19 protein-coding genes and 1 tRNA gene are annotated in these 19,927 nt (G+C 39.6%); 14 read left to right on the top strand and 6 right to left on the bottom strand.

The window, feature by feature from the left end; all coding sequences use genetic code 11:
* Positions 1–25 precede the first annotated feature (25 nt).
* Both rpoC and KSK37_RS06315 read left to right on the top strand, forming a co-directional pair.
* The gene (gene rpoC / locus KSK37_RS06310; RefSeq protein WP_088359565.1) at positions 26–4,291 is read left to right on the top strand and encodes a DNA-directed RNA polymerase subunit beta'; all 4,266 of its coding nucleotides are present in this window, start codon (positions 26–28) and stop codon (positions 4,289–4,291) included.
* Positions 4,292–4,384: 93 nt separating this feature from the next.
* Positions 4,385–4,696, top strand: coding sequence for a DUF3467 domain-containing protein (locus KSK37_RS06315; protein ID WP_088359566.1), 312 nt, complete (start codon positions 4,385–4,387; stop codon positions 4,694–4,696).
* Between the two features lie 501 nt (positions 4,697–5,197).
* Here KSK37_RS06315 and KSK37_RS06320 read toward each other — a convergent pair.
* Positions 5,198–5,698, bottom strand: coding sequence for a hypothetical protein (locus KSK37_RS06320; protein WP_217200200.1), 501 nt, complete (start codon positions 5,696–5,698; stop codon positions 5,198–5,200).
* Between the two features lie 259 nt (positions 5,699–5,957).
* Between KSK37_RS06320 and KSK37_RS06325 the strand changes: the two genes are divergently transcribed.
* Complete coding sequence (locus KSK37_RS06325) at positions 5,958–6,359, top strand: EbsA family protein (protein WP_144264865.1); 402 nt, start codon at positions 5,958–5,960, stop codon at positions 6,357–6,359.
* An 85-nt stretch (positions 6,360–6,444) separates the two neighbouring features.
* Here the strand turns inward: KSK37_RS06325 and ribB are convergent, their stop codons facing one another.
* Positions 6,445–7,566, bottom strand: a complete 1,122-nt coding sequence (gene ribB, locus KSK37_RS06330) for a 3,4-dihydroxy-2-butanone-4-phosphate synthase (RefSeq protein WP_088359569.1) — start codon at positions 7,564–7,566, stop codon at positions 6,445–6,447.
* 199 nt (positions 7,567–7,765) lie between these two features.
* The gene (locus KSK37_RS06335; RefSeq protein ID WP_217200202.1) at positions 7,766–8,764 is read right to left on the bottom strand and encodes an LLM class flavin-dependent oxidoreductase; all 999 of its coding nucleotides are present in this window, start codon (positions 8,762–8,764) and stop codon (positions 7,766–7,768) included.
* Between the two features lie 149 nt (positions 8,765–8,913).
* Between KSK37_RS06335 and KSK37_RS06340 the strand changes: the two genes are divergently transcribed.
* From KSK37_RS06340 to KSK37_RS06385, 10 genes are all read left to right on the top strand, one after another.
* Positions 8,914–10,290: a DUF4403 family protein gene (locus tag KSK37_RS06340; protein WP_217200204.1), complete on the top strand. Its 1,377-nt coding sequence runs from the start codon at positions 8,914–8,916 to the stop codon at positions 10,288–10,290.
* 62 nt (positions 10,291–10,352) lie between these two features.
* Positions 10,353–10,423 (top strand) — tRNA-Cys (locus tag KSK37_RS06345).
* 139 nt (positions 10,424–10,562) lie between these two features.
* Positions 10,563–11,165: a YMGG-like glycine zipper-containing protein gene (locus KSK37_RS06350; protein WP_217200206.1), complete on the top strand. Its 603-nt coding sequence runs from the start codon at positions 10,563–10,565 to the stop codon at positions 11,163–11,165.
* A 54-nt stretch (positions 11,166–11,219) separates the two neighbouring features.
* Positions 11,220–12,854 carry an LIC_10190 family membrane protein gene (locus KSK37_RS06355; RefSeq protein WP_217200207.1) on the top strand — a complete coding sequence of 545 codons (1,635 nt, stop codon included), beginning with the start codon at positions 11,220–11,222 and terminating at the stop codon, positions 12,852–12,854.
* A gap of 60 nt (positions 12,855–12,914) precedes the next feature.
* Positions 12,915–13,976, top strand: coding sequence for a chorismate synthase (gene aroC, locus KSK37_RS06360; RefSeq protein ID WP_217200209.1), 1,062 nt, complete (start codon positions 12,915–12,917; stop codon positions 13,974–13,976).
* 35 nt (positions 13,977–14,011) lie between these two features.
* Complete coding sequence (locus tag KSK37_RS06365) at positions 14,012–14,572, top strand: thioredoxin family protein (RefSeq protein WP_217200211.1); 561 nt, start codon at positions 14,012–14,014, stop codon at positions 14,570–14,572.
* 1 nt (position 14,573) lies between these two features.
* On the top strand, positions 14,574–15,125 hold the full coding sequence (locus KSK37_RS06370; RefSeq protein ID WP_088359576.1) for a TlpA family protein disulfide reductase: 552 nt from the start codon (positions 14,574–14,576) through the stop codon (positions 15,123–15,125).
* A 72-nt stretch (positions 15,126–15,197) separates the two neighbouring features.
* Entirely contained in the window at positions 15,198–15,536 is a 339-nt protein-coding gene (locus KSK37_RS06375) for a YkvA family protein (protein WP_217200213.1), read from the top strand.
* Positions 15,537–15,833: 297 nt separating this feature from the next.
* Complete coding sequence (miaA, locus tag KSK37_RS06380; RefSeq protein WP_217200215.1) at positions 15,834–16,742, top strand: tRNA (adenosine(37)-N6)-dimethylallyltransferase MiaA; 909 nt, start codon at positions 15,834–15,836, stop codon at positions 16,740–16,742.
* A 12-nt stretch (positions 16,743–16,754) separates the two neighbouring features.
* A complete protein-coding gene (locus KSK37_RS06385; RefSeq protein ID WP_088359580.1) occupies positions 16,755–17,312 on the top strand; it encodes a thioredoxin family protein in 558 nt (185 codons plus the stop codon).
* A gap of 56 nt (positions 17,313–17,368) precedes the next feature.
* Here KSK37_RS06385 and KSK37_RS06390 read toward each other — a convergent pair whose 3' ends face one another.
* Positions 17,369–18,007 (bottom strand): MBL fold metallo-hydrolase, encoded by a 639-nt coding sequence (locus KSK37_RS06390; protein ID WP_217200217.1) that lies wholly within the window; start codon positions 18,005–18,007, stop codon positions 17,369–17,371.
* 93 nt (positions 18,008–18,100) lie between these two features.
* Here KSK37_RS06390 and KSK37_RS06395 point away from each other — a divergent pair, with 93 nt between their 5' ends.
* Complete coding sequence (locus tag KSK37_RS06395; protein WP_217200219.1) at positions 18,101–19,312, top strand: type IX secretion system plug protein; 1,212 nt, start codon at positions 18,101–18,103, stop codon at positions 19,310–19,312.
* Between the two features lie 93 nt (positions 19,313–19,405).
* On the opposite strand, the gene KSK37_RS06400 is transcribed toward KSK37_RS06395, so the two are convergent.
* Positions 19,406–19,687 carry a type II toxin-antitoxin system RelE/ParE family toxin gene (locus tag KSK37_RS06400; RefSeq protein ID WP_217200220.1) on the bottom strand — a complete coding sequence of 94 codons (282 nt, stop codon included), beginning with the start codon at positions 19,685–19,687 and terminating at the stop codon, positions 19,406–19,408.
* Positions 19,684–19,914 (bottom strand): addiction module protein, encoded by a 231-nt coding sequence (locus KSK37_RS06405; RefSeq protein ID WP_217200222.1) that lies wholly within the window; start codon positions 19,912–19,914, stop codon positions 19,684–19,686. Before KSK37_RS06405 ends, KSK37_RS06400 begins: the two co-directional genes overlap by 4 nt.
* Positions 19,915–19,927 lie beyond the last annotated feature (13 nt).

A 19,927-nucleotide genomic window follows, 5' to 3' on the forward strand; every position in this document is an offset into this window, starting at 1 on the left:
AGAAATTTAACATTCAAAAAGCATTATGTCAAATAAAAATAAAACAAGTAATTTCAGTAAAATTACGATCGGTCTTGCTTCTCCTGAATCTATTTTACAGGATTCAAGAGGTGAAGTTTTAAAACCGGAAACCATTAACTATAGAACCCACAAACCGGAAAGAGACGGTCTGTTCTGCGAGAAAATCTTCGGTCCTGTGAAGGATTATGAGTGTGCTTGTGGTAAATACAAAAGAATCCGCTACAAAGGAATCGTTTGTGACCGTTGTGGGGTGGAAGTTACCGAGAAAAAAGTACGTAGAGAAAGAATCGGACACATCGGTCTGGTAGTTCCTGTGGCTCACATCTGGTATTTCCGTTCTTTACCGAACAAAATCGGTTACCTTTTAGGCTTGCCATCCAAAAAACTGGATATGATTATCTATTACGAAAGATATGTCGTAATCCAGGCGGGTATTGCTAAAAAAGCTGACGGTTCTGATTTTGATGATAAAGAATTTTTAACAGAAGAAGAATATCTTGATATCCTTGATACACTTCCTGCTGAAAACCAATATCTTGATGATTCTGACCCTAATAAATTTGTTGCCAAAATGGGAGCGGAAGCGGTTGAAGAATTATTAAGAAGAATCGATTTGGATACGTTGTCTTTTGATTTACGTCACAAAGCGCACAACGAATCTTCAAAACAAAGAAGAACTGAAGCATTAAAAAGATTAAATGTTGTTGAAGCCATCCGTGGTGCAAACACCAGAATGATCAACCGTCCGGAATGGATGATTATGCGAGTTCTTCCAGTTATCCCACCAGAATTGAGACCATTGGTTCCATTGGATGGGGGACGTTTCGCAACTTCTGATTTAAATGACCTTTACCGTCGTGTAATCATCAGAAACAACCGTTTGAAGAGACTTTTAGAGATAAAAGCTCCGGAAGTAATCTTGAGAAACGAGAAGCGTATGCTTCAGGAATCAGTAGATTCATTATTCGATAACACAAGAAAATCTTCTGCAGTAAAATCTGAATCAAACAGACCGTTGAAATCACTTTCAGATTCATTGAAAGGTAAACAGGGTCGTTTCCGTCAGAACTTACTTGGGAAAAGGGTAGATTACTCGGCGCGTTCGGTAATTGTTGTAGGTCCAAACCTTCAGCTTCACGAATGTGGTATCCCGAAAGATATGGCTGCAGAACTTTACAAACCGTTCATCATCAGAAAACTGATTGAAAGAGGAATTGTAAAAACCGTGAAATCAGCTAAAAGAATCATCGACAGAAAAGAACCTGTTGTTTATGACATCCTGGAAGGCGTAATGAAAGGCCACCCGGTTCTTCTGAACAGGGCACCTACGCTTCACAGACTGGGTATTCAGGCTTTCCAGCCAAAAATGATCGAAGGAAAAGCAATTCAGCTTCACCCATTGGTTACCACGGCATTCAACGCGGATTTCGATGGTGACCAGATGGCGGTACACTTGCCGTTAGGGCCGGAAGCTATCCTTGAAGCTCAGTTATTGATGCTAGGATCTCAAAATATCCTTAACCCTGCGAACGGATCGCCAATTACGGTACCTTCACAGGATATGGTTTTGGGTCTTTATTTCATGACCAAACAGTTAGATTCTACAGATACAATGAAAGTGAAAGGGGAAGGTTTAGCCTTCTATTCACCGGAAGAAGTAGAGATTGCTTACGCTGAAGGACAGGTTTCTTTAAATGCTAAAGTAAGATGTAGATTACCGATTAAAGAAGATGGGGTAATTACCACAAAACTGACCGAAACTACAGTTGGTAGAATTTTGTTCAACCAGATTGTACCTAAAGAATCAGGATATATCAATGAACTTTTAACGAAGAAATCATTGAGAAACGTAATTGGTAGAGTTTTAGCAGATACCGATTTCCCTACGACTGTGAAGTTCCTTGATGATATGAAAGACTTAGGTTATTCAAATGCATTCAAAGGAGGACTTTCATTTAGTTTAGGAGATATCGTGATCCCGGCTGAGAAGAAAACCATGATTGCGGAAGCAGTAGAAAGTGTTGACGAAATTAAGGCCAACTATAACATGGGTCTTATTACCGATACTGAAAGATATAACCAGGTGATTGACGTTTGGACAAATACCAACGCAGGATTGACAGAGATGATTATGAGCAGAATGAAAACCGACCAGGGCGGGTTCAATTCAGTTTATATGATGCTTGATTCCGGTGCAAGGGGTTCCAAAGAGCAGATCCGTCAGCTTTCAGGAATGAGAGGTTTGATGGCAAAACCGCAGAAAGCCGGTTCTACAGGAGCGGAAATTATCGAAAACCCGATTGTAGCAAACTTTAAAGAAGGTCTTTCGATCCTTGAGTACTTTATCTCTACTCACGGTGCACGTAAAGGTCTTGCGGATACCGCTCTTAAAACTGCCGATGCTGGTTACCTGACCAGAAGATTGGTAGATGTTGCTCAGGACGTTATCATCACTGAAAACGACTGTGGAACTTTAAGAGGAACTGAAATTACTCCGTTAAAGAAAAACGATGAGATCGTAGAAAGACTTTCCGAAAGAATTTTGGGTAGAGTTTCTCTTCACAACGTTTACGATCCTGAAACGGATGAAGTAATCGCTTTTGCTGATGATTTGATTAACGAAGCTTTAGCTAAGAAAATTGAAGCAGCAGGAATTGAAGCAGTGGAAGTTCGTTCACCTTTAACCTGTGAAACCAAAAAAGGAATCTGTGCGAAATGTTACGGTAGAAACCTGGCAACAGGTAAGCCGATCCACATGGGTGAAGCCGTTGGAGTTATCGCAGCACAGTCTATTGGTGAGCCGGGAACTCAGTTAACACTGAGAACTTTCCACCAAGGGGGTACAGCAGGAAATATCTCGGAAAACCCATCGATTGTTGCAAGACGTGACGGTATCGTGGAAATGGACGAGGTAAGAACAGTAACTTCAGAAAACGAAGAAGGCAAGAAAGCAGAAATCCTGGTTTCACGTTCAACGGAATTCCGTTTGGTTGCAGACAATGCAGCGAGAACGCCGTTAATGATTGCCAACGTTCCTTACGGTTCTGAATTATTGGTTAAACCAGGTGATAAAGTGAAAAAAGGAGATACCATTGCGAAATGGGATCCATATAACGCGGTAATTATTGCGGAATCTGCAGGTAAGGTTGAATACGAGGATATTATCCAGGGTATTTCATTCCAGTTGGAGATTGATGAGCAGACCGGTTTCGAAGAGAAAGTAATCTCCGAATCAAGAAACAAGAAAGCCGTTCCTACCCTGAAAGTGGTAGATTCTAAAGGTATTGAGCAAAAAGCTTATAACCTTCCGGTCGGAGCCCACTTAATGGTAAATGACGGGGAGAAAATTAAGGCTGGTAAAGTCATGATTAAGATCCCTAGAAAATCTGCAAAAGCAGGGGATATCACCGGAGGTCTTCCGCGTGTAACCGAACTTTTCGAAGCAAGAAACCCTTCAAACCCAGCGGTGGTTACAGAAATCGACGGGGTAGTTTCTTACGGAAAAATCAAGAGAGGTAACCGTGAATTGATCGTTGAAGCCAAAACAGGAGAAATCTCCAAATATTTGGTGAAACTTTCCAACCAGATCCTCGTTCAGGAAAATGACTTCGTGACTGCCGGTTCGCCGCTTTCTGACGGGTCTATTACGCCTGACGATATCCTGAAAATCAAAGGACCAACTTCCGTTCAGGAATATTTGGTGAATGAAATTCAGGAGGTTTACCGTCTTCAGGGGGTGAAAATTGATGATAAACACTTCGAAATCATCGTAAGACAGATGATGACGAAAGTATCTATCGTTGATGGTGGAGATACCCAGTTCCTTGAAGGTGCTTTAGAACATAAATTCGATTTCTTGGAAGAAAACAACAGAGTTTTCGGACTGAAAGTAGTAACAGAAGCAGGTGATTCGAAAGAATTCAAACCAGGTCAGATGATTACTGCAAGAGAACTGAGAGACGAAAATTCTAAACTGAAACGTGAAGATTTAGCATTGGTAGAAGTACGTGAAGCGCTTCCTGCAACCGCAACGCCGGTATTACAGGGGATCACGAGAGCGGCTCTTCAAACCAAGTCATTCATGTCTGCAGCGTCGTTCCAGGAAACTACAAAAGTACTGAACGAAGCAGCGGTATCAGGAAAAGTAGATTACCTTACAGGTCTGAAAGAAAACGTAATTGTAGGTCACAGAATCCCTGCAGGTACGGGTCTTAAAGATTATCAAAGTGTAATCGTAGGTTCTAAAAAAGAATTCGAAGACATTAATTAAAAATAATTGGTTTCAGGTTTCAGGTTCCGGGTTTAATATTAACTTTGTGAACCTGAAACGGGAAACTATAAAACTTTAAACAAAAACATTAAAATGGACAACAATCAAAATCAAAATCAGGATCCAAACAACATCAACATCGAACTTAACGAAATGGTAGCAGCAGGAGTTTACGCAAACTTGGCTTTAGTAAACCATTCTCCGTCAGAATTCGTTGTAGATTTCATCCAGTTAATGCCGGGTGTTCAGCAGGCGAAAGTAAGATCAAGAATCATCTTGGCACCGCTTCACGCAAAAAGAGTACTTTCTGCATTGCAGCAAAACATCGCTAACTACGAGCAGCAGTTCGGTGAAATCAAAGAAGTGGAGCCTTTCGTATTAGGACAGAACAACGTACAGGCATAATTAATGCTAAAACCCAACCTTGTCAAGGTTCTGAACCTTAACAAGGTTTTATAAATAGCAATCCCGGTTCAGTAATGAGCCGGGATTTTTTTTGTAGCCGGGAACCTGCTCTCCGCTGTATCTTTTTTGGTGGCTTCGGGGGCCTCAGCCACCAAAAAAGGATGCCGCTGCGATCAGGGCTATGGGGTGGGGATTCCAAATAAAATGATAGTTATTTGCCCCGGACTTCCCAAATGAAGACTTAGCCTCCAAACTTGAGGCTCCGAGCCCCAAATTTGGGCCTCTGAACCCCAAAAATGAGGTTAGGAACCCCAAAAATGAGGTCCCCAACCCCAAATTTGAACCCCGAAGCCCAATTTTTCAACCAGTGAACCTCAAATTTGACCCAGTGAACCTCAATTTTGAGCCTTAGGACCGCATCTTTTCACGTTGAGACCGCAAACCTGGGCGCTTATCGGAATTTCGGGGAACAAAAATCCCCGACTCTCGCCGGGGATCAAATTATGGTGTTGGGTTTTCGGTATGGGGAGCGGGCTTTTCTTTTCCTTTACCCGAGCGGTTAAAAAACTGTTTCATTTCAGTCAGTTTGGTTTCGTAGCCCGGTGCCTGCGAGCCTGCTTTGTAGCTGGTGTAGGCATAATCATCCAGCGCGCTTTGGTAATTGTCGTAATCGTGCAGAATTTTGGCGTTTTTAATTCTTTCCTGCAGGGCATCCAGGCGGTACTGAAAATTTTCCATGGCCAGGCGGCTGTTGTAATCCTTTTCAAATTCGTCCCACTCGAGATCAGGTACCGAAAGGTTGGGGGAGTTGCGGCGGTAATCCCACACTTTGTTCACCAGCAGTTTGTTCTGTTCGTTTACGCTGCCATACGTACTGCGTTCGGCGGGAGTAAGCGTTACGTTGAGCAGCGCGAATGCATCTTCTAACTGGGTTAGGGCATCTTTTGCGGCGGTAATCTGCGCCTCGGTAAGGTGCACATTGTTCAAATTGTTAATCGGCATAATATTGTGTTTTTAGATTGCGATAAAAATAATAAAATCTTTAAATAAAAAAGATATGTTTACGGAAACCAGTAAATTAATGTAAATATCGTTATACCACTTTGTCAAAGCTCCAAGCTTTGACAAAGTTTAAGCATAATAAATCCAGGTCTCACGAACCGGGGATTTTTTTGTTTTCTAAGTTTTTGTAGATTGAGTTAATATTCGCATATTTGAGAATTACACGATATTTTGAACCAACTTTATGCAGATAAAATTTATGAAATTTTCATACGCTAATAAAAGGCTTTATTTAAATTTAGTATTAGGTATTCTTTGGACTATTATTGGTTCAAGCTATTTTTTTGAAAAAGAAAATATGAAATGGAATCATTATCTTTTCATTGTTCTTGGGCTGTTGTATTTAATGATGTTTGCTTATGAATATCTAAATAAATACTTTGAAATTACTAATGAAAAAATTAAACTGTTTTCAATTCCACAAAAGGAAATTAAAATCAGTGATATTGAAGAGGTGAAATATTATGCAGATGAATATACATTTAAAACAGAAAATAAAAGTTTAAAAATTGTAAAATCACAAGTTAACAAGACTCAACTTTCTGAACTGGAAAATTTCTTTACTAATCTGCAAACTGAATTAAAGAAAAATGCCGTATAAAATTGGATCGGCGCAATCCGGGATTAAAGTTAAAAAATCCCGATTCTCACGAACCGGGATTTCTTTATTCTTTTAACTTGGCTTTTTACAATTCTACCATCTCCGTCACCTCCACATCATAGCCGCCTACTAAGGGTTTCTGGTTTACATTCTGGGTAATTACCCGGAATTTGGTGATGCCAAGATTCTTCAGAATCTGAGTTCCGATTCCATAATCATGGAAGTTCGAAGCTAAAGTAGGCCTCTGTTCCTGACCATCCTGAAAATCGATAAACTGCTGCAGTTTTCTCAGTGTATTTTCAGCATTGGAAACATTATTGATGAAAATAATGGCTCCTTTCCCTTCATCATTGATCATTTTTGTTACTTTTTCCAGCAAAGGTTTTTCGCCGGCAGTCAGTCTGCTGAGAACGTCAAAATAAGAATTGGACGCCTGAACACGCACCAGAACCGGTTCGTTTTCTACCCAGGTTCCTTTCGTTAATGCAAAATGGATCTGGTCTGTACTGGTTTCTTTAAAAGCAAAGAAATCGTAATCGCCATAGAAGGTTTTTACCTTTCTGTCCTCGATTCTTTCAATCAGGTCACCTTTTTTCAGCTGATAATGAATGAGATCTTCAATGGAAATAATTTTCAGATCATGTTTTCTTGCCAGTTCAGCCAACTCAGGAAGCCGCGCCATCGAACCGTCATCATTCATGATTTCGCAAATCACACCGCCTTCTTTTAAGCCTGCAAGTTTGGTTAAATCTATTGCTGCTTCGGTATGTCCCGCTCTTTTCAACACGCCGCCTTTCTTTGCTCTCAGCGGGAAAATATGTCCCGGACGCATGAAATCGGTAGGTTTTGTTTTCTCGTCCATCAGCGCGAGAATCGTCTTGCTGCGGTCGCTGGCTGAAATTCCTGTAGAAACTCCGTCGCCTAACAGGTCCACAGAAACCGTAAAGGCTGTTTCTTTCGGGTCGCTGCTCCGTGTCACCATAATATCAAGGCCCAGTTCGTCACATCTCTTTTCGGGAAGTGGCGTACAGATGAGACCTCTTCCGTGGATCGTCATGAAATTGATGATTTCTGGAGTCGTTAATTCCGCTGCGGAAAGAAAATCCCCCTCATTTTCGCGGTTTTCGTCATCAACAACGATGATGATTTTACCGTTTTTCAGGTCTTCGATCGCTTCCGGAATCGTATTAAGTTTAATATCAGACATTTTACTTTTTTAGATGATGCAAAGATACTTAGATTTAAGAAAAGCGACAATGATTATTTGGGCGTCTTGATCCGTCTTCCGCTCCCGCTTTTTTGCTCCGCTTCGCTCCGCTAAAAGAGCTCTGCTAAAGCCGGGACGCAGCTTTTTGCTTCTTTCCAAGTAATTCATCAGATTTAAGAACCTACATATCCCGAAAAAATTAATTTAGAGAATCTACCGCCTTTCTGATTATTTCGTATGACCTCAGTTTTGCTTCCTGATCGTAGATATGCGCCGTAATCATCAGTTCATCCACCTGAAAAGCTTCCTGAAAACTGCTTAGCTGTGCCTTGATTGTTTCTTCACTTCCAATAAAACTGTAGCGTAACATTTTCATCACGTGCGCTTTTTCCATCGGATTCCAAACATCATCCATGTCATCCACGGGTGGCGAATAAGGTTTTCTGTCGTTTCTGATGATATTCAGGAATGCCTGATATAGCGTGGTGGTCAGTTTTTTAGCTTCCTCATCCGTTTCCGCTGCAATTCCGTTCACACAGGCGATAATATAAGGTTCCGGGAATTTCTCACTCGGTGAATAATTTTCTCTGTAAATATTGAATGCATGCGACATCATATCAGGAGCAAAATGTCCCGCAAAGGCGTATGGCAAGCCCATTTCTGCAGCCAGCCACGCGCTGTCAGTACTCGAACCCAATACATAAATCGGGATATCGCAGCCTTCGCCGGGAATGGCTCTTACCAAACTGTCAGCATTTTCCACAGAAAAATACTGCTGTAACTCCTTTATCTGCCGCGGAAACTGCTCATTGATGATCATCGGGTTTCTTCCTAAAGCTTTCGCCGTTAAACCATCCGTTCCGGGAGCTCTTCCCACACCCAGATCAATTCTTCCGGGAAACAAACTCTCTAAAGTCCCGAACTGTTCGGCGATCACCAGTGAACTGTGGTTGGGAAGCATAACACCTCCCGAACCTACCCGGATTTTTTCAGTTCCGTTGGCAATGAAACCAATCAGCACTGAAGTGGCTGAACTTGCGATGCTCGCCATATTGTGATGTTCGGCAAGCCAGAATCTTTTGTAACCAAGTCTCTCTGCAAACTTTGCCAAACCAAGGCTGTCATTAAAAGTATCGTGAATGGTTTTGTTCTGTTTTACCGGAGCCAGATCCAAAACTGATATTTCAAATTTTTTCATTTTTATTTAATCTTTTAATAGAGACCTCAAAAATACGGCCTTTAAAAACGGATTAATAATTTTGATGATACTTAAAATAAATAATCCAGATATTTTTAAACGATATATCAGATTTTTAGTGAAATTTGCGTTTGATTGAAAATATAAAAATGCAAAAATTTATAGTTGTTCTTTTTCTGTTTTTTGTTCTGAAGCTATTCTCTCAGCAAAACACAACCGCCGTTTCTCAAAGCGACTATAATTTCCCGAAAATAAAATCATCGGTCACGATGCCGGTGAAAATTCCGCTTTCCGAGATTGGCAATGTGATCAATAACTCGGTGAAAAACCTGATTTTCGAAGACAATTCCTATACGGATAACAATAATGATCAGTTTAAAGTGAAAGTATGGAAAACGCGCCCCATCAGATTGGTTGGCGGAACAAAACAGAATCTTTTAATCGAAGTTCCGTTGAAGATCTGGGCTGAAAAAGGTCTCGGAACTTTAGGCGTTTACACTTACCAGAATACGACTTTCGAAACGGTAATGTATTTTAATATGCAGGTAAATTTCAATAACAACTGGACGGTGCTGACGAAAACATCGCCGATGGGTTTTAAATGGGTAACAAAACCGGTGCTTGATTTTGGTAAAATACAGATTCCCATTACTTCCTTTGTGGAAGAAAGTTTAAGAAAACAGCAGGCTGATTTCTGCAGGACCATTGATGAAATGATGCTTTCTCAGCTGAATTTTCAGCAGTACGCCGTCATGGCCTGGAATCAGTTTTCCCAGCCTTTCAATATTTCGGAAGATTACAATACCTGGCTGAAGATCACACCGGTGAGTGTGAATGTTTCCTCACTGGTTTTTTACGGAAATCAGATTGAAGCCAACATCGGAATTGATGCTTTTTCAGAAACCTTTACAGGACAGAAACCTCCTTCAAACCCTGTGGTCAAAACAATCGCTGATTTTAATTCAGTCCAGACATTACCGCAAAAATTTTTACTGCAGACTACTGCAAATATTCCGTTTACCGAAGCAACTAAAATTGCTGAAAATATGTTTTTAGGAAAGGAATTTGATTTCCGTGAAGGCAAATCAAAAGTAAAAATTGTTTCAGTTAAGGTATACGGTCAGGAAGAAAGAATAATGATAGAAGCTACAACTGAAGGGACAGTAGAGGGTGTTTCCTATATTTCCGGAATTCCTGTATATGATGAAATTAGGCGAAAAATTGTTTTGACAGATACCAAATACAAATTAAAGACAAGAAATATTCTGCAGAAGACCGCAACCTTACTGTTTCAGGGAAAAATAGTAAAGATGATTGAAGATGAGTATGGTATTCCCACGGCAGAACTGGAAGATTCATCCCGAAAAAGTATCGAAGAAACGTTTAATAAAGAATATTACAAAGGCCTGAAAATGCAGGGAAAAGTTTATAAGCTGAAACCGTCGAAAATTTTATTAAACCCATCTGGAATTACTGCGGTAATTGATACAGAAGCACAACTGAAACTTCAAGTTCAGGGAATGTAGGCGGTTTTTTTTGATTTTGTTTCTTTAGTTTTTAAAAATTTTCTATATTTGCAAACCCAAATGGTTCTTTGGCCGAGTGGTTAGGCAGTGGTCTGCAACACCATCTACAGCGGTTCGAATCCGCTAGGAACCTCAAGAAAAAGCAAGTAACAGAAAATCAGTTACTTGCTTTTGTTTTTTAATAAAGATTATAATATTTAACATTTCTTTAACACGCATTTGGTTCTGTTTTTGGCATACTGCTATATATAATAAGTATTAAAATTTAAAATATGAAACCTACATTTGAATTATCACAGAAAGCAAAGACCCGTTTTGCAGTAAAAAATATAATAGCTACCGGATTAATTTCAATTTTGACTTTAACCGCCTGTAAAAAGGATAACACCGTTGCTGAGAAATCTCTGGAACAGCAGAAAATGGAATTTCAGGCAAGACAGCTTGATATTGAAAAACAGAAGTTAGCCATCGAAAAAGAAAAAATGGCTTACGAAACTCAGAAAAAAGCCGACAGTATTGCTAAAGACAATGCCGCAAGAGCTGCCGCAAAACCACAGGTTATCAGAGAAACCAAAACGGTTTACGTAAATAATACGCCAAGAAGAGCAAGATCATCAAGCTCATCCAGTTCTTCAGGATCCAACTCCGGAACTTATGCCGGAACTTCTCAGGGAACTACTCAGAAACAGGGAATGAGTAAGGCTGCCAAAGGTACCATCATTGGTGCTGTAGGTGGAGCAGCTGCAGGTGCCATTATCAGTAAAAAGAACCGTGGTGCGGGCGCTGTAATCGGAGGTATCATCGGTGGAGCAACAGGTTATACCATTGGTAGAGCCGGTGATAGAAAAGATGGTAGAGTACAGCCACGAAATTAATTTAGGAAATAGATATAAAGAAAAAGATTGCTTATTTTTAAGCAATCTTTTTTTATGCTGTATATTGTTTTTTCACTGATTATTCTCATTCCTGTGCTTGCAGGTTATGGAGCGATCTTCCAGAAATTTTTTGGTAAAATCTTCGGAGGATTTTCGTCAAAATTACTCAGTGGGATATTTTTGGTATCAGTGATATGGACTGGAACTGCACTTTTTTACCCTTTGAATATTAATATTGAAATAGTGACGGTAATCCTGGGGTTATCGGCTTTTTTTTATTTTAGAATATATAGAGAGTTGCGGCTTTTTAAATGGAGAAATTGCTTTACCTTTTTTTTTATTTCATTCATTACGGTTTTCGCAGGATCCGGTTTTCCCTTTATACTAGATCATTTTGGATATTATGTCCCAACGGTTAAATGGATTTCCGAATTCGGTCTTGTGCAGGGAATTTCAAATCTCGATCTGTTGCTTGGACAAATGTCTGTATGGCATATTTTACAGGCGGGATTTTCAAATTTTTCTGATCCGTTCCTGAGGTTAAATGTAATCGTCCTGATCCTTTATCTTATTTATATATTTGAGAAAAAGTCTTGGATACATCTTGTCTTTCTGCCGGTTTTATTTCTGTTTTCGCAGTCACCAAGTCCTGATCTGCCGGTGATCGTTTTTGCCCTGATCGTTTTAAATGAAATATTGTTTTTAAATAAAAATGTGGGCTCACTGTTTGCGTTTTCGGTCTTTATTTTTATGATAAAACCTACGGTGATTTGGCTTCCGATTCTGGTATTTCTCTATTCTGTGTTAATATTAAAATCAAACTTAAAATTCATGCTTCCCGGAGTTTTACTGCTGGGTTTATTCGTATTTAAAAATATCTGGACTTTCGGTTTTCCCGTTTTTCCTGTTCAGTTCTTAGATCTTGGATTATCCTGGAAGCCGGCCGCGGGACTGTTGAAAAATTCCTCGCAAATGGCAATCATGAAAACATTTGATATGAATTATCAATACGGAGACATTGTGAAGTTTTCCACATTTGATTATATTAAAAACTGGCTTTTTCTGAATGGGATCAAAGGCTGGATTCACCAGTCTTTTATTATAAGTTTAATAGTCTTATTAATTTTTGCTGTAAGAAGAAAATCAAAAATTATTTGGCTGATTTTTATTTCAGTTGGCTTTAAAAGTATTTTGATACTCTTGTTTTCCGCGCAGTACCGGTTTTTTATTGATGTTTTCTTCGTTGTTTTCTTCGTGCTGTTTTATCAGACGTTTTCAAAACGGTTTGCGATAATGACTTTCACTGTATTATCTGTAATATGCGGAGTGTTTCTTTCTTTCCCGAATCTCGTGAAAAATTGTCTGCCCAGTTTCCGGCTCGGTACTTACATGACAGGATTCAGTAAAAATCAGTTTTATAAACCTTCCTGTTTCGAACTTAAAAAATATAAAACTCATCAGATTGGGAATCTGAAGTTTAACATCGTAGCGCAATATCCCTTCAGTTTTGATACGCCACTTCCCGCTATTTCACCACAGTTTATCCGGGAAGATCTGGATGCCGGAATTTTTCCCAAGCTGAAAGGGAAAACATTGAAAGATGGTTTTATCTGGCGAAAAATCTCCAATGAAGAAAAGACTGAAATCAAAAAGATACTTCAAAAATTTCCTGCTGAAAATCATGAGTAAAAATTGCAGCCTTGCCCGTTCTATGACTTTCACTTCGCAACTTTTAATTAACTTTGTAACATGTTCAATTTAGGAAATTTTCTTACTCTTTCTACTTTTGGAGAAAGTCACGGAATCGCTTATGGTGGAATTATCAATAATTTTCCGGCAGGTTTAGAAGTCAATCTGGAAGAGGTTCAGCATCAGCTCGACCGCAGAAAACCGGGACAGTCTGCGATTGTTACCCAAAGAAAAGAAAGTGATACTGTAAAATTTCTTTCCGGAATTTTCGAGGGCAAAACCACCGGAACACCAATAGGATTTACCATTGAAAACGAAAATCAAAAATCCAAAGACTATAGCCACATTGCCGATGCTTACCGGCCAAGTCATGCTGATTTTACCTATGATCAGAAATTCGGAATCCGGGACCATCGCGGCGGCGGAAAATCTTCTGCACGCGAAACGGTAAACTGGGTAGTTGCAGGAAGTTTAGCCAAACAGCTTCTCCCGGAAAATGTAGAAATTAACGCTTATGTTTCTTCTGTCGGTGAGATTTTCTGCGAGAAACCATATCAGGATTTAGATTTTTCTCAGATTGATTCCAACGATGTCCGTTGCCCTGATGCTGAAACGGCAGAAAAAATGATTTCAAAAATTAAAGAAATCAAAAAAGAAGGAAATACAATTGGCGGAACCATTACCTGTGTCATTAAAAATCTTCCTGTGGGAATTGGCGAACCTGTCTTCGGAAAACTGCAGGCAGAACTCGCGAAAGCAATGATGAATATCAACGCTGCAAAAGGTTTCGAATACGGAAGTGGTTTTTGCGGTGCAAAAATGACCGGCAAAGATCACAACGATTTATTTAACGAAGATTTTTCCACAAGAACCAATCTTTCGGGAGGTATTCAGGGAGGTATTTCCAACGGAATGGATGTATATTTCAGAGTTGCCTTTAAGCCGGTTGCCACTATTTTACGCCCTCAGGAAAGTATTGATAAAGCCGGAAATTCTGTCACCGTAGAAGGAAAAGGAAGACACGATCCCTGCGTTTTACCCAGAGCGGTGCCCATTGTAGAAAATCTGGCGGCTTTTGTTCTCGCGGACCTTTTTTTGATCAACCGGATAAGAAGAATTTAAATCATTTATAAAAAGATAAACCTCAATTTTAAGTTATGAAAAAGTATTGGGACAATGCCATCACATTTGAAGAGTATATGGAAGTTGCAAGACAGCGCGCGGAAAATCCAGGAGAGAACGACGGTTACAAGGAGTACTATGAACTGGGTCTTCAGAGAATGGAGCGTACGCTGAAAACTTTTAAAATAAGTCCCGAAACACAGGAAGCATTTAAATCAAAAAAATTCACAGGAAAAATATTAATTATTACTGAACCCTGGTGTGGTGATGCAAGTGCAACCGTTCCTGCGGTGTCTAAATTTTTTGAAGCTGCCGGAAACGAAGTGAGAATTTTCCTCAGAGATTCTGATCTTACCTTAATTGATCAGTTTCTTACCAACGGCACACAGTCGATTCCTAAAGTTTTAATACTGAATAATGATTTAACACTGAAAAGTGACTGGGGACCAAGACCAAAATACGGTATGGATCTGCTGAAAAAATTCAAAGAAAACGAAGAAACCTATCCGCGTGAAGAGTTTTACAACGATTTACAGGTTTACTATGCCAAAAACAGAGGCGCGGATGCGATCGAAGAAATTATAAATTTAATTTAACATGACCTTTTTAAGAAAAAATCTCTTTTATATCATCGCTACAGGTATTATTGCAATACTGTATCTTTTTCCTTCTGTAAAACTGAAACTGAAAGACATGTTGTTTCCGGTAGCGGCAATAGAAAATGCAATTACGCTGAAGGATGAGGATTTGGATATTCAGCTTAAAGGCATCAACGTTCCAAGTACCAACCTGAAAAATTTTAAAGGAGATAAACTTATTTTTCTCAATTTTTGGGGAACCTGGTGTCCGCCTTGCCGCGAAGAGTGGCCAACAATTCAGAAACTCTATGATTCGAAAAAGCAGAAAATAGATTTTGTCCTTATTGCGATGCAGGATGAGGAAGCTGCGGTGCTAAAATTTATGAAGGACAACCAGTACACGGCTCCCGTTTATATCGCTCAAAGTCCGATTACCAATAATGTTTTGCCGAAAGTTTTCCCTACGACATTTCTGCTGGATAAAAACGGAAGAATTCTTCTGAAAGAAGACGCTTCCAAAGACTGGAACAGCAAATCTGTTCACGAATTCATCGATAATGTTACAAAATAATTTAACTTAATTTACGAAAACTTGGTACAGAATTTGAGAAATACATAGCGTTTTAAAAATCAGAACACAAATATGAAACTGTCAAAAATTGCACTTGCTAAAGAAGCTTTCAAACACAAAGGCTTCATCAGAAAAATTCCCGTAATTATCCGAATGTTCAAATCGGTGATGGCAAAAGGAGGCTACAAACCCGAATACAAAAATGTAATCCTGCCGGGTCTCGCCTTTATATATCTTATTTCGCCTCTCGACATCTTACCAGACTGGATTCCGGTAATCGGCGTTTTAGACGATCTGGCGATTCTGGCACTGGCGATGCCGATGCTGATGACCGAAGCGGAAAAGTTCGTCGCCTGGGAAGCATCCTTAAAAGGCGACAATAAAATTACAGAAGCAGAAATTATAAGTTAGGCTTACAAATTAATATAAAACCGTTCATTTTGAGCGGTTTTCTTTTGGGAGCAATAAAATGCTTTTGTCTTTCCATGTTCTGTCCCGCTTTCCGCTTCAATCTTTTTCTAAATGGCGGCCGCGAAGCGGCCGCCCTTTAGAAAAAAGGATTTCCGCTCCAATCGGGGCTAGAAGAACAGGCGGTTCTTCTCCGAAAATCTTCACGTAATCCTCTTTGAAAATTCTGCTCTTTTCCGTTCAAAACAGGGTTTTGGTCAGGTTTAGTTCAATTCAAAAAAAATCAGGAAATTTGCCGCAATGAAAAAACTTATTTCCATTATCGGAACAACAGGAATCGGCAAAACAAAACTCGCTATCGAAATTGCAAAACATTTCGGTACCGAAATAATTTCCTGTGATTCACGCCAGTTTTTTAAAGAAATGAAAATCGGAACCGCAACACCTTCACCGCAGGAGCTGTCGGAAGTTCCACATCATTTTATCGGTAATCTTTCGGTGGAAGATTATTATTCAATTGGTCAGTTTGAGAAAGAGGCTATTCAGAAAATTGAGGAATTGTTTAAGGAAAAAGATGTTGTCGTTTTAGTTGGCGGAAGCATGATGTACGAAAAAGCCGTCATCGAAGGGCTTAACGATTTACCCGAAGCCAACGCAGAAAATCAGGAAAAACTAGAAAAAATCCTCAGTGAAGAAGGAATTGAAAGTTTACAGAACATCCTTGAAAATGATGATGCGGAATATTTCAAAATAGTAGACAAAGATAATCCGAGAAGACTATTAAGAGCGATTGACATCATTTGGCAAACCGGAAAAACCTATACCGAAAACATTTCCAAACAGGTGAAAAAACGCGGTTTTGAAGTCATCAGAATCGGGATTGAAGCGCCGCGCGAAATCATTTACGAAAGAATCAATCAGCGGGTGGATAAAATGATGGACGAAGGTTTAGTAGATGAGGTGAAATCTCTTATACCGTACAGAAATAATTTATCATTGCAGACCGTTGGATATGCCGAACTTTTCAGGTTTTTCGATGAAGAATGGACTTTAGATTTTGCCGTGGAGGAAATTAAAAAAAATTCACGGAGGTTTGCAAAACGACAGCTGACGTGGTACCGCAAAGAAACCAATATCCATTGGGTAAATTTTGAAAATTCCCTTCAGGAATCCTTATCTTTGCTTGGAAATTTAAACATCAAACCTTAATATTTAATAAAAATGGCACAAACACCTTCCAATATGCTGGAGCTGGGAACGAAAGCTCCTTTTTTTGAACTTCCGAATCCTTCGCATGCCAACGAAATTCAGTCACTGGACGATTTGAAAGGCGAGAAAGGAACACTTGTTATTTTCATGTGTAATCACTGTCCGTTCGTGCTGCATATCATTGATAAATTAGCTGAGCTTTACGAAGATTACAACGAAAAAGGAATTGAATTTATCGCCATCAACGCGAATGATGTCGAGAAATATCCTGCCGATTCTCCTGAAAAAATGGCTGAATTTCAGGTGGAAAGAAATTTCGAGTTTCCTTATCTGTATGACGAAAGCCAGGCAATCGCAAAAGCATACGACGCTGCGTGTACTCCGGATTTTTTCTTTTTCGATGAAAAGCTTGATCTGATTTACCGCGGACAGATGGATGATTCACGACCGGGAAATCACAAGGAAATTACCGGCGAAGACCTGATCATTGCTTTTGAAAACCTTCTCGCAGGTGAACCTCAGGAAGAATTGCAGCGACCAAGTTTGGGTTGCGGCATCAAATGGAAATAAATGTAAGAACGCGCCTCAGGCGCGTTCATTTTTTTATGAATATTTCCTATTCACGTTTATTTGAAAAACGGATTGTAATTTTTCTCAAAACCAATTGCCGTCGGATTTCCGTGGCCGCTGTACACTTTGGTTTCATCATCAAGAACGAAAAGCTTCGTCCGGATGCTTTCAATCAACTGCTCATGATTTCCTTTGTATAAATCGGTTCTCCCGATGCTTCCTTCAAACAGAACATCGCCCGAAATAATAAGATTCCCGGCTTCTGAATAATACGCAATACTTCCCGGAGAATGCCCCGGAACATGCAGAATTTTCAGTTCATCTTCATCCAGTTTCACGGTCTCGTTTTCTTTCAGATATCTGATTTCACCTTCGAAAGGCTGAAAGAAAAATCCGAACTGCCTTGCGTTCATCGGATTTCTGTCGAGAATTTCTTTGTCGAGTTCGTGCATCAGAACGGGAACTTTATAAAAATCATGCATTTTCTGTAACCCAAGCACATGATCAATATGAGCATGCGTTAATAAGATATTCTGAATTTTTAATTGGTTTTCTGTAATGAATCCTTGGAGGGCAGCAGTTTCCGCGTCGGTGAAATTTCCGGGATCGATAATGAATGCATTTTTTTCGTCATTAAAAACGATATAAGTATTTTCCGAAAACGGATTGAAAGCGAAAGACTTTATATGTAACATCTGAATCAAATTTGACTTCAAAAATACGATTTTAACAATAATGAAATGCCGTGAGCACAACAAATTGGCCCATTTTTCGTTAACTTCGTAGGAATGAAATTTTTACCGCTTTTTTTACTCTTTATCTATTCTTTTGCTTTCGGACAGGATATCCGGAGCATTCAGCTGTTCAATCCCCGAACCAATGATGAAACACCGGTTATCGGTTTCAACGAACAGTTGATTTTAAAGTTTGATGATCTTTCCAATTCCAATACGCTTTATCGGTACACGTTGAAGCATTTTGACAGAAACTGGCAGGATGACGGCCTTTTTTTCACCGAATACGCCAACGGCAGCCTGAATGCTCTCATCGACCAGTTTCAGTATTCATTTAATACTCTGCAGCCCTATACCAATTATACTTTGGCTTTTCCGAACGATAAAATTCAGCCTAAGATTTCGGGTAATTTTGAAATTATTGTCTATAAGGATTCCCAAAACAAACCGCTTTTCACCAAAAGATTTTCGGTTGTCGAAGACGGTGCCAGCTTGGGATTGAATATCAGCCGGACTTCAGACGCAAGAAGACCGGATATCAACCAAAGAGTAGAAGTACAGGCAACCGGTAACAGCGCGGCCATGATGCAGAACATCAATTCTATGAGCTTAAATGTCGTGCAGAATAACAACTGGAATGTTTGCGTTCTCGATCAGAAACCCAGTTCAACTTTAGGAAACAGGCTTCTTTTTCAGCAGATGAATCTCACTTTTCCCGGAAATAATGAGTTCTATTATTACGACAATAAAAACTTGAACAACGCTTTTGATATGGTTGCAGGCGCTGAATCTGTGGACGGTGTCAATTATACTTATCTGCACCCCGTTTGGGCGTTCCCACTGAATTACCAGTATCAGCCGGATGTAAATGGTGCTTTTTATTTCCGCAGAAACGATTTGGGAATTGAGCGTGTTGCCGATAAAGAAGCTGATTATTCCTGGGTGTATTTCGCTCTTGATTCCGAAAAAACGGATAAGGAAATCTATGTTCTTGGCGGTTTTAATGATTTTATTCCAAGCAAGGAAAATCAAATGCTTTACGATGAAAAAGCCAAAAAATTCATTGCAAAAATCTACCTGAAACAGGGATTTTACAATTATATCCTCGCAACCAAAAACGCAGACGGAAGTTTGAATTTCGGAGAAATCAACGGCAGTTTCTGGCAGACCGAAAATCTTTATCAGGCTTACCTTTATTACAGACCTTTCGGCCGAAACTATGATGGCCTGTTAGGTTATGGCGAATTCAGAGCGCCGGTCCGTTAATTTTCTAAGAAGCTTTTTCCCGCTATCCGCTATATCTTTTGCTCTTCGTTCCTCATCACAAAAGGATGCCGCTTCTATCGGGGCTAGGAAGGTTTAGTCTTTTTGTTTTGGATTTCTGGAACTGTGAAAAACAGCAATGATTAAAACCACATCGTTTTCGATGGAATAATGAATGGTAAAAGGAAATTTTTTTACTGTGGTGACACGGATTTCAAGATACTTTACCTCTGAACCGAGTGGGTTTACAGCAATGAAATAAAGGCTTTTTTTGATGGCATCAGAAAATCTTTTACCCAGACCTTTTTGTTTCGTTTCATAAAATATCACAGCTTCATGAAACTCAAATTGCGCTTCCGGCGTAAATTTAATTTTCACTCGAAATTTTTTTCAATTTCTTTAAAAACATCATCAATTTCAATTCCTGAATCTGGATTCTTCCTATATTCGTTAAGTCTTTCGGCAACAACTGTTTTCTGCAAATCAGATATTTCAGTGTGGTCTTTTTCTTCAGCCAAGGCATCAATATATCCCCAAACTCTTTCTAGAAAGTGCTCAGGGAGTGTTTTCAGTTTTTCTGTAAGTTGCTCAACAGTGATATTCATTATTTCAAAGTTA

The sequence above is a fragment of the Kaistella soli genome (genome assembly GCF_019038595.1).
In the GTDB taxonomy this organism is placed as follows: domain Bacteria; phylum Bacteroidota; class Bacteroidia; order Flavobacteriales; family Weeksellaceae; genus Kaistella; species Kaistella soli.

What these genes read in the sequence shown, in the direction of transcription:
- KSK37_RS06320 (WP_217200200.1), bottom strand. Translation starts at nt 5,698, where the DNA reads ATGCCGATTAACAATTTGAACAATGTGCACCTTACCGAGGCGCAGATT.
- KSK37_RS06385 (WP_088359580.1), top strand. Translation starts at nt 16,755, where the DNA reads ATGGCACAAACACCTTCCAATATGCTGGAGCTGGGAACGAAAGCTCCT.
- KSK37_RS06315 (WP_088359566.1), top strand. Translation starts at nt 4,385, where the DNA reads ATGGACAACAATCAAAATCAAAATCAGGATCCAAACAACATCAACATC.
- KSK37_RS06350 (WP_217200206.1), top strand. Translation starts at nt 10,563, where the DNA reads ATGAAACCTACATTTGAATTATCACAGAAAGCAAAGACCCGTTTTGCA.
- KSK37_RS06370 (WP_088359576.1), top strand. Translation starts at nt 14,574, where the DNA reads ATGACCTTTTTAAGAAAAAATCTCTTTTATATCATCGCTACAGGTATT.
- rpoC (WP_088359565.1), top strand. Translation starts at nt 26, where the DNA reads ATGTCAAATAAAAATAAAACAAGTAATTTCAGTAAAATTACGATCGGT.
- KSK37_RS06375 (WP_217200213.1), top strand. Translation starts at nt 15,198, where the DNA reads ATGAAACTGTCAAAAATTGCACTTGCTAAAGAAGCTTTCAAACACAAA.
- KSK37_RS06335 (WP_217200202.1), bottom strand. Translation starts at nt 8,764, where the DNA reads ATGAAAAAATTTGAAATATCAGTTTTGGATCTGGCTCCGGTAAAACAG.
- KSK37_RS06365 (WP_217200211.1), top strand. Translation starts at nt 14,012, where the DNA reads ATGAAAAAGTATTGGGACAATGCCATCACATTTGAAGAGTATATGGAA.
- KSK37_RS06340 (WP_217200204.1), top strand. Translation starts at nt 8,914, where the DNA reads ATGCAAAAATTTATAGTTGTTCTTTTTCTGTTTTTTGTTCTGAAGCTA.
- ribB (WP_088359569.1), bottom strand. Translation starts at nt 7,566, where the DNA reads ATGTCTGATATTAAACTTAATACGATTCCGGAAGCGATCGAAGACCTG.
- KSK37_RS06395 (WP_217200219.1), top strand. Translation starts at nt 18,101, where the DNA reads ATGAAATTTTTACCGCTTTTTTTACTCTTTATCTATTCTTTTGCTTTC.
- KSK37_RS06405 (WP_217200222.1), bottom strand. Translation starts at nt 19,914, where the DNA reads ATGAATATCACTGTTGAGCAACTTACAGAAAAACTGAAAACACTCCCT.
- KSK37_RS06325 (WP_144264865.1), top strand. Translation starts at nt 5,958, where the DNA reads ATGAAATTTTCATACGCTAATAAAAGGCTTTATTTAAATTTAGTATTA.
- KSK37_RS06390 (WP_217200217.1), bottom strand. Translation starts at nt 18,007, where the DNA reads ATGTTACATATAAAGTCTTTCGCTTTCAATCCGTTTTCGGAAAATACT.
- aroC (WP_217200209.1), top strand. Translation starts at nt 12,915, where the DNA reads ATGTTCAATTTAGGAAATTTTCTTACTCTTTCTACTTTTGGAGAAAGT.
- miaA (WP_217200215.1), top strand. Translation starts at nt 15,834, where the DNA reads ATGAAAAAACTTATTTCCATTATCGGAACAACAGGAATCGGCAAAACA.
- KSK37_RS06355 (WP_217200207.1), top strand. Translation starts at nt 11,220, where the DNA reads ATGCTGTATATTGTTTTTTCACTGATTATTCTCATTCCTGTGCTTGCA.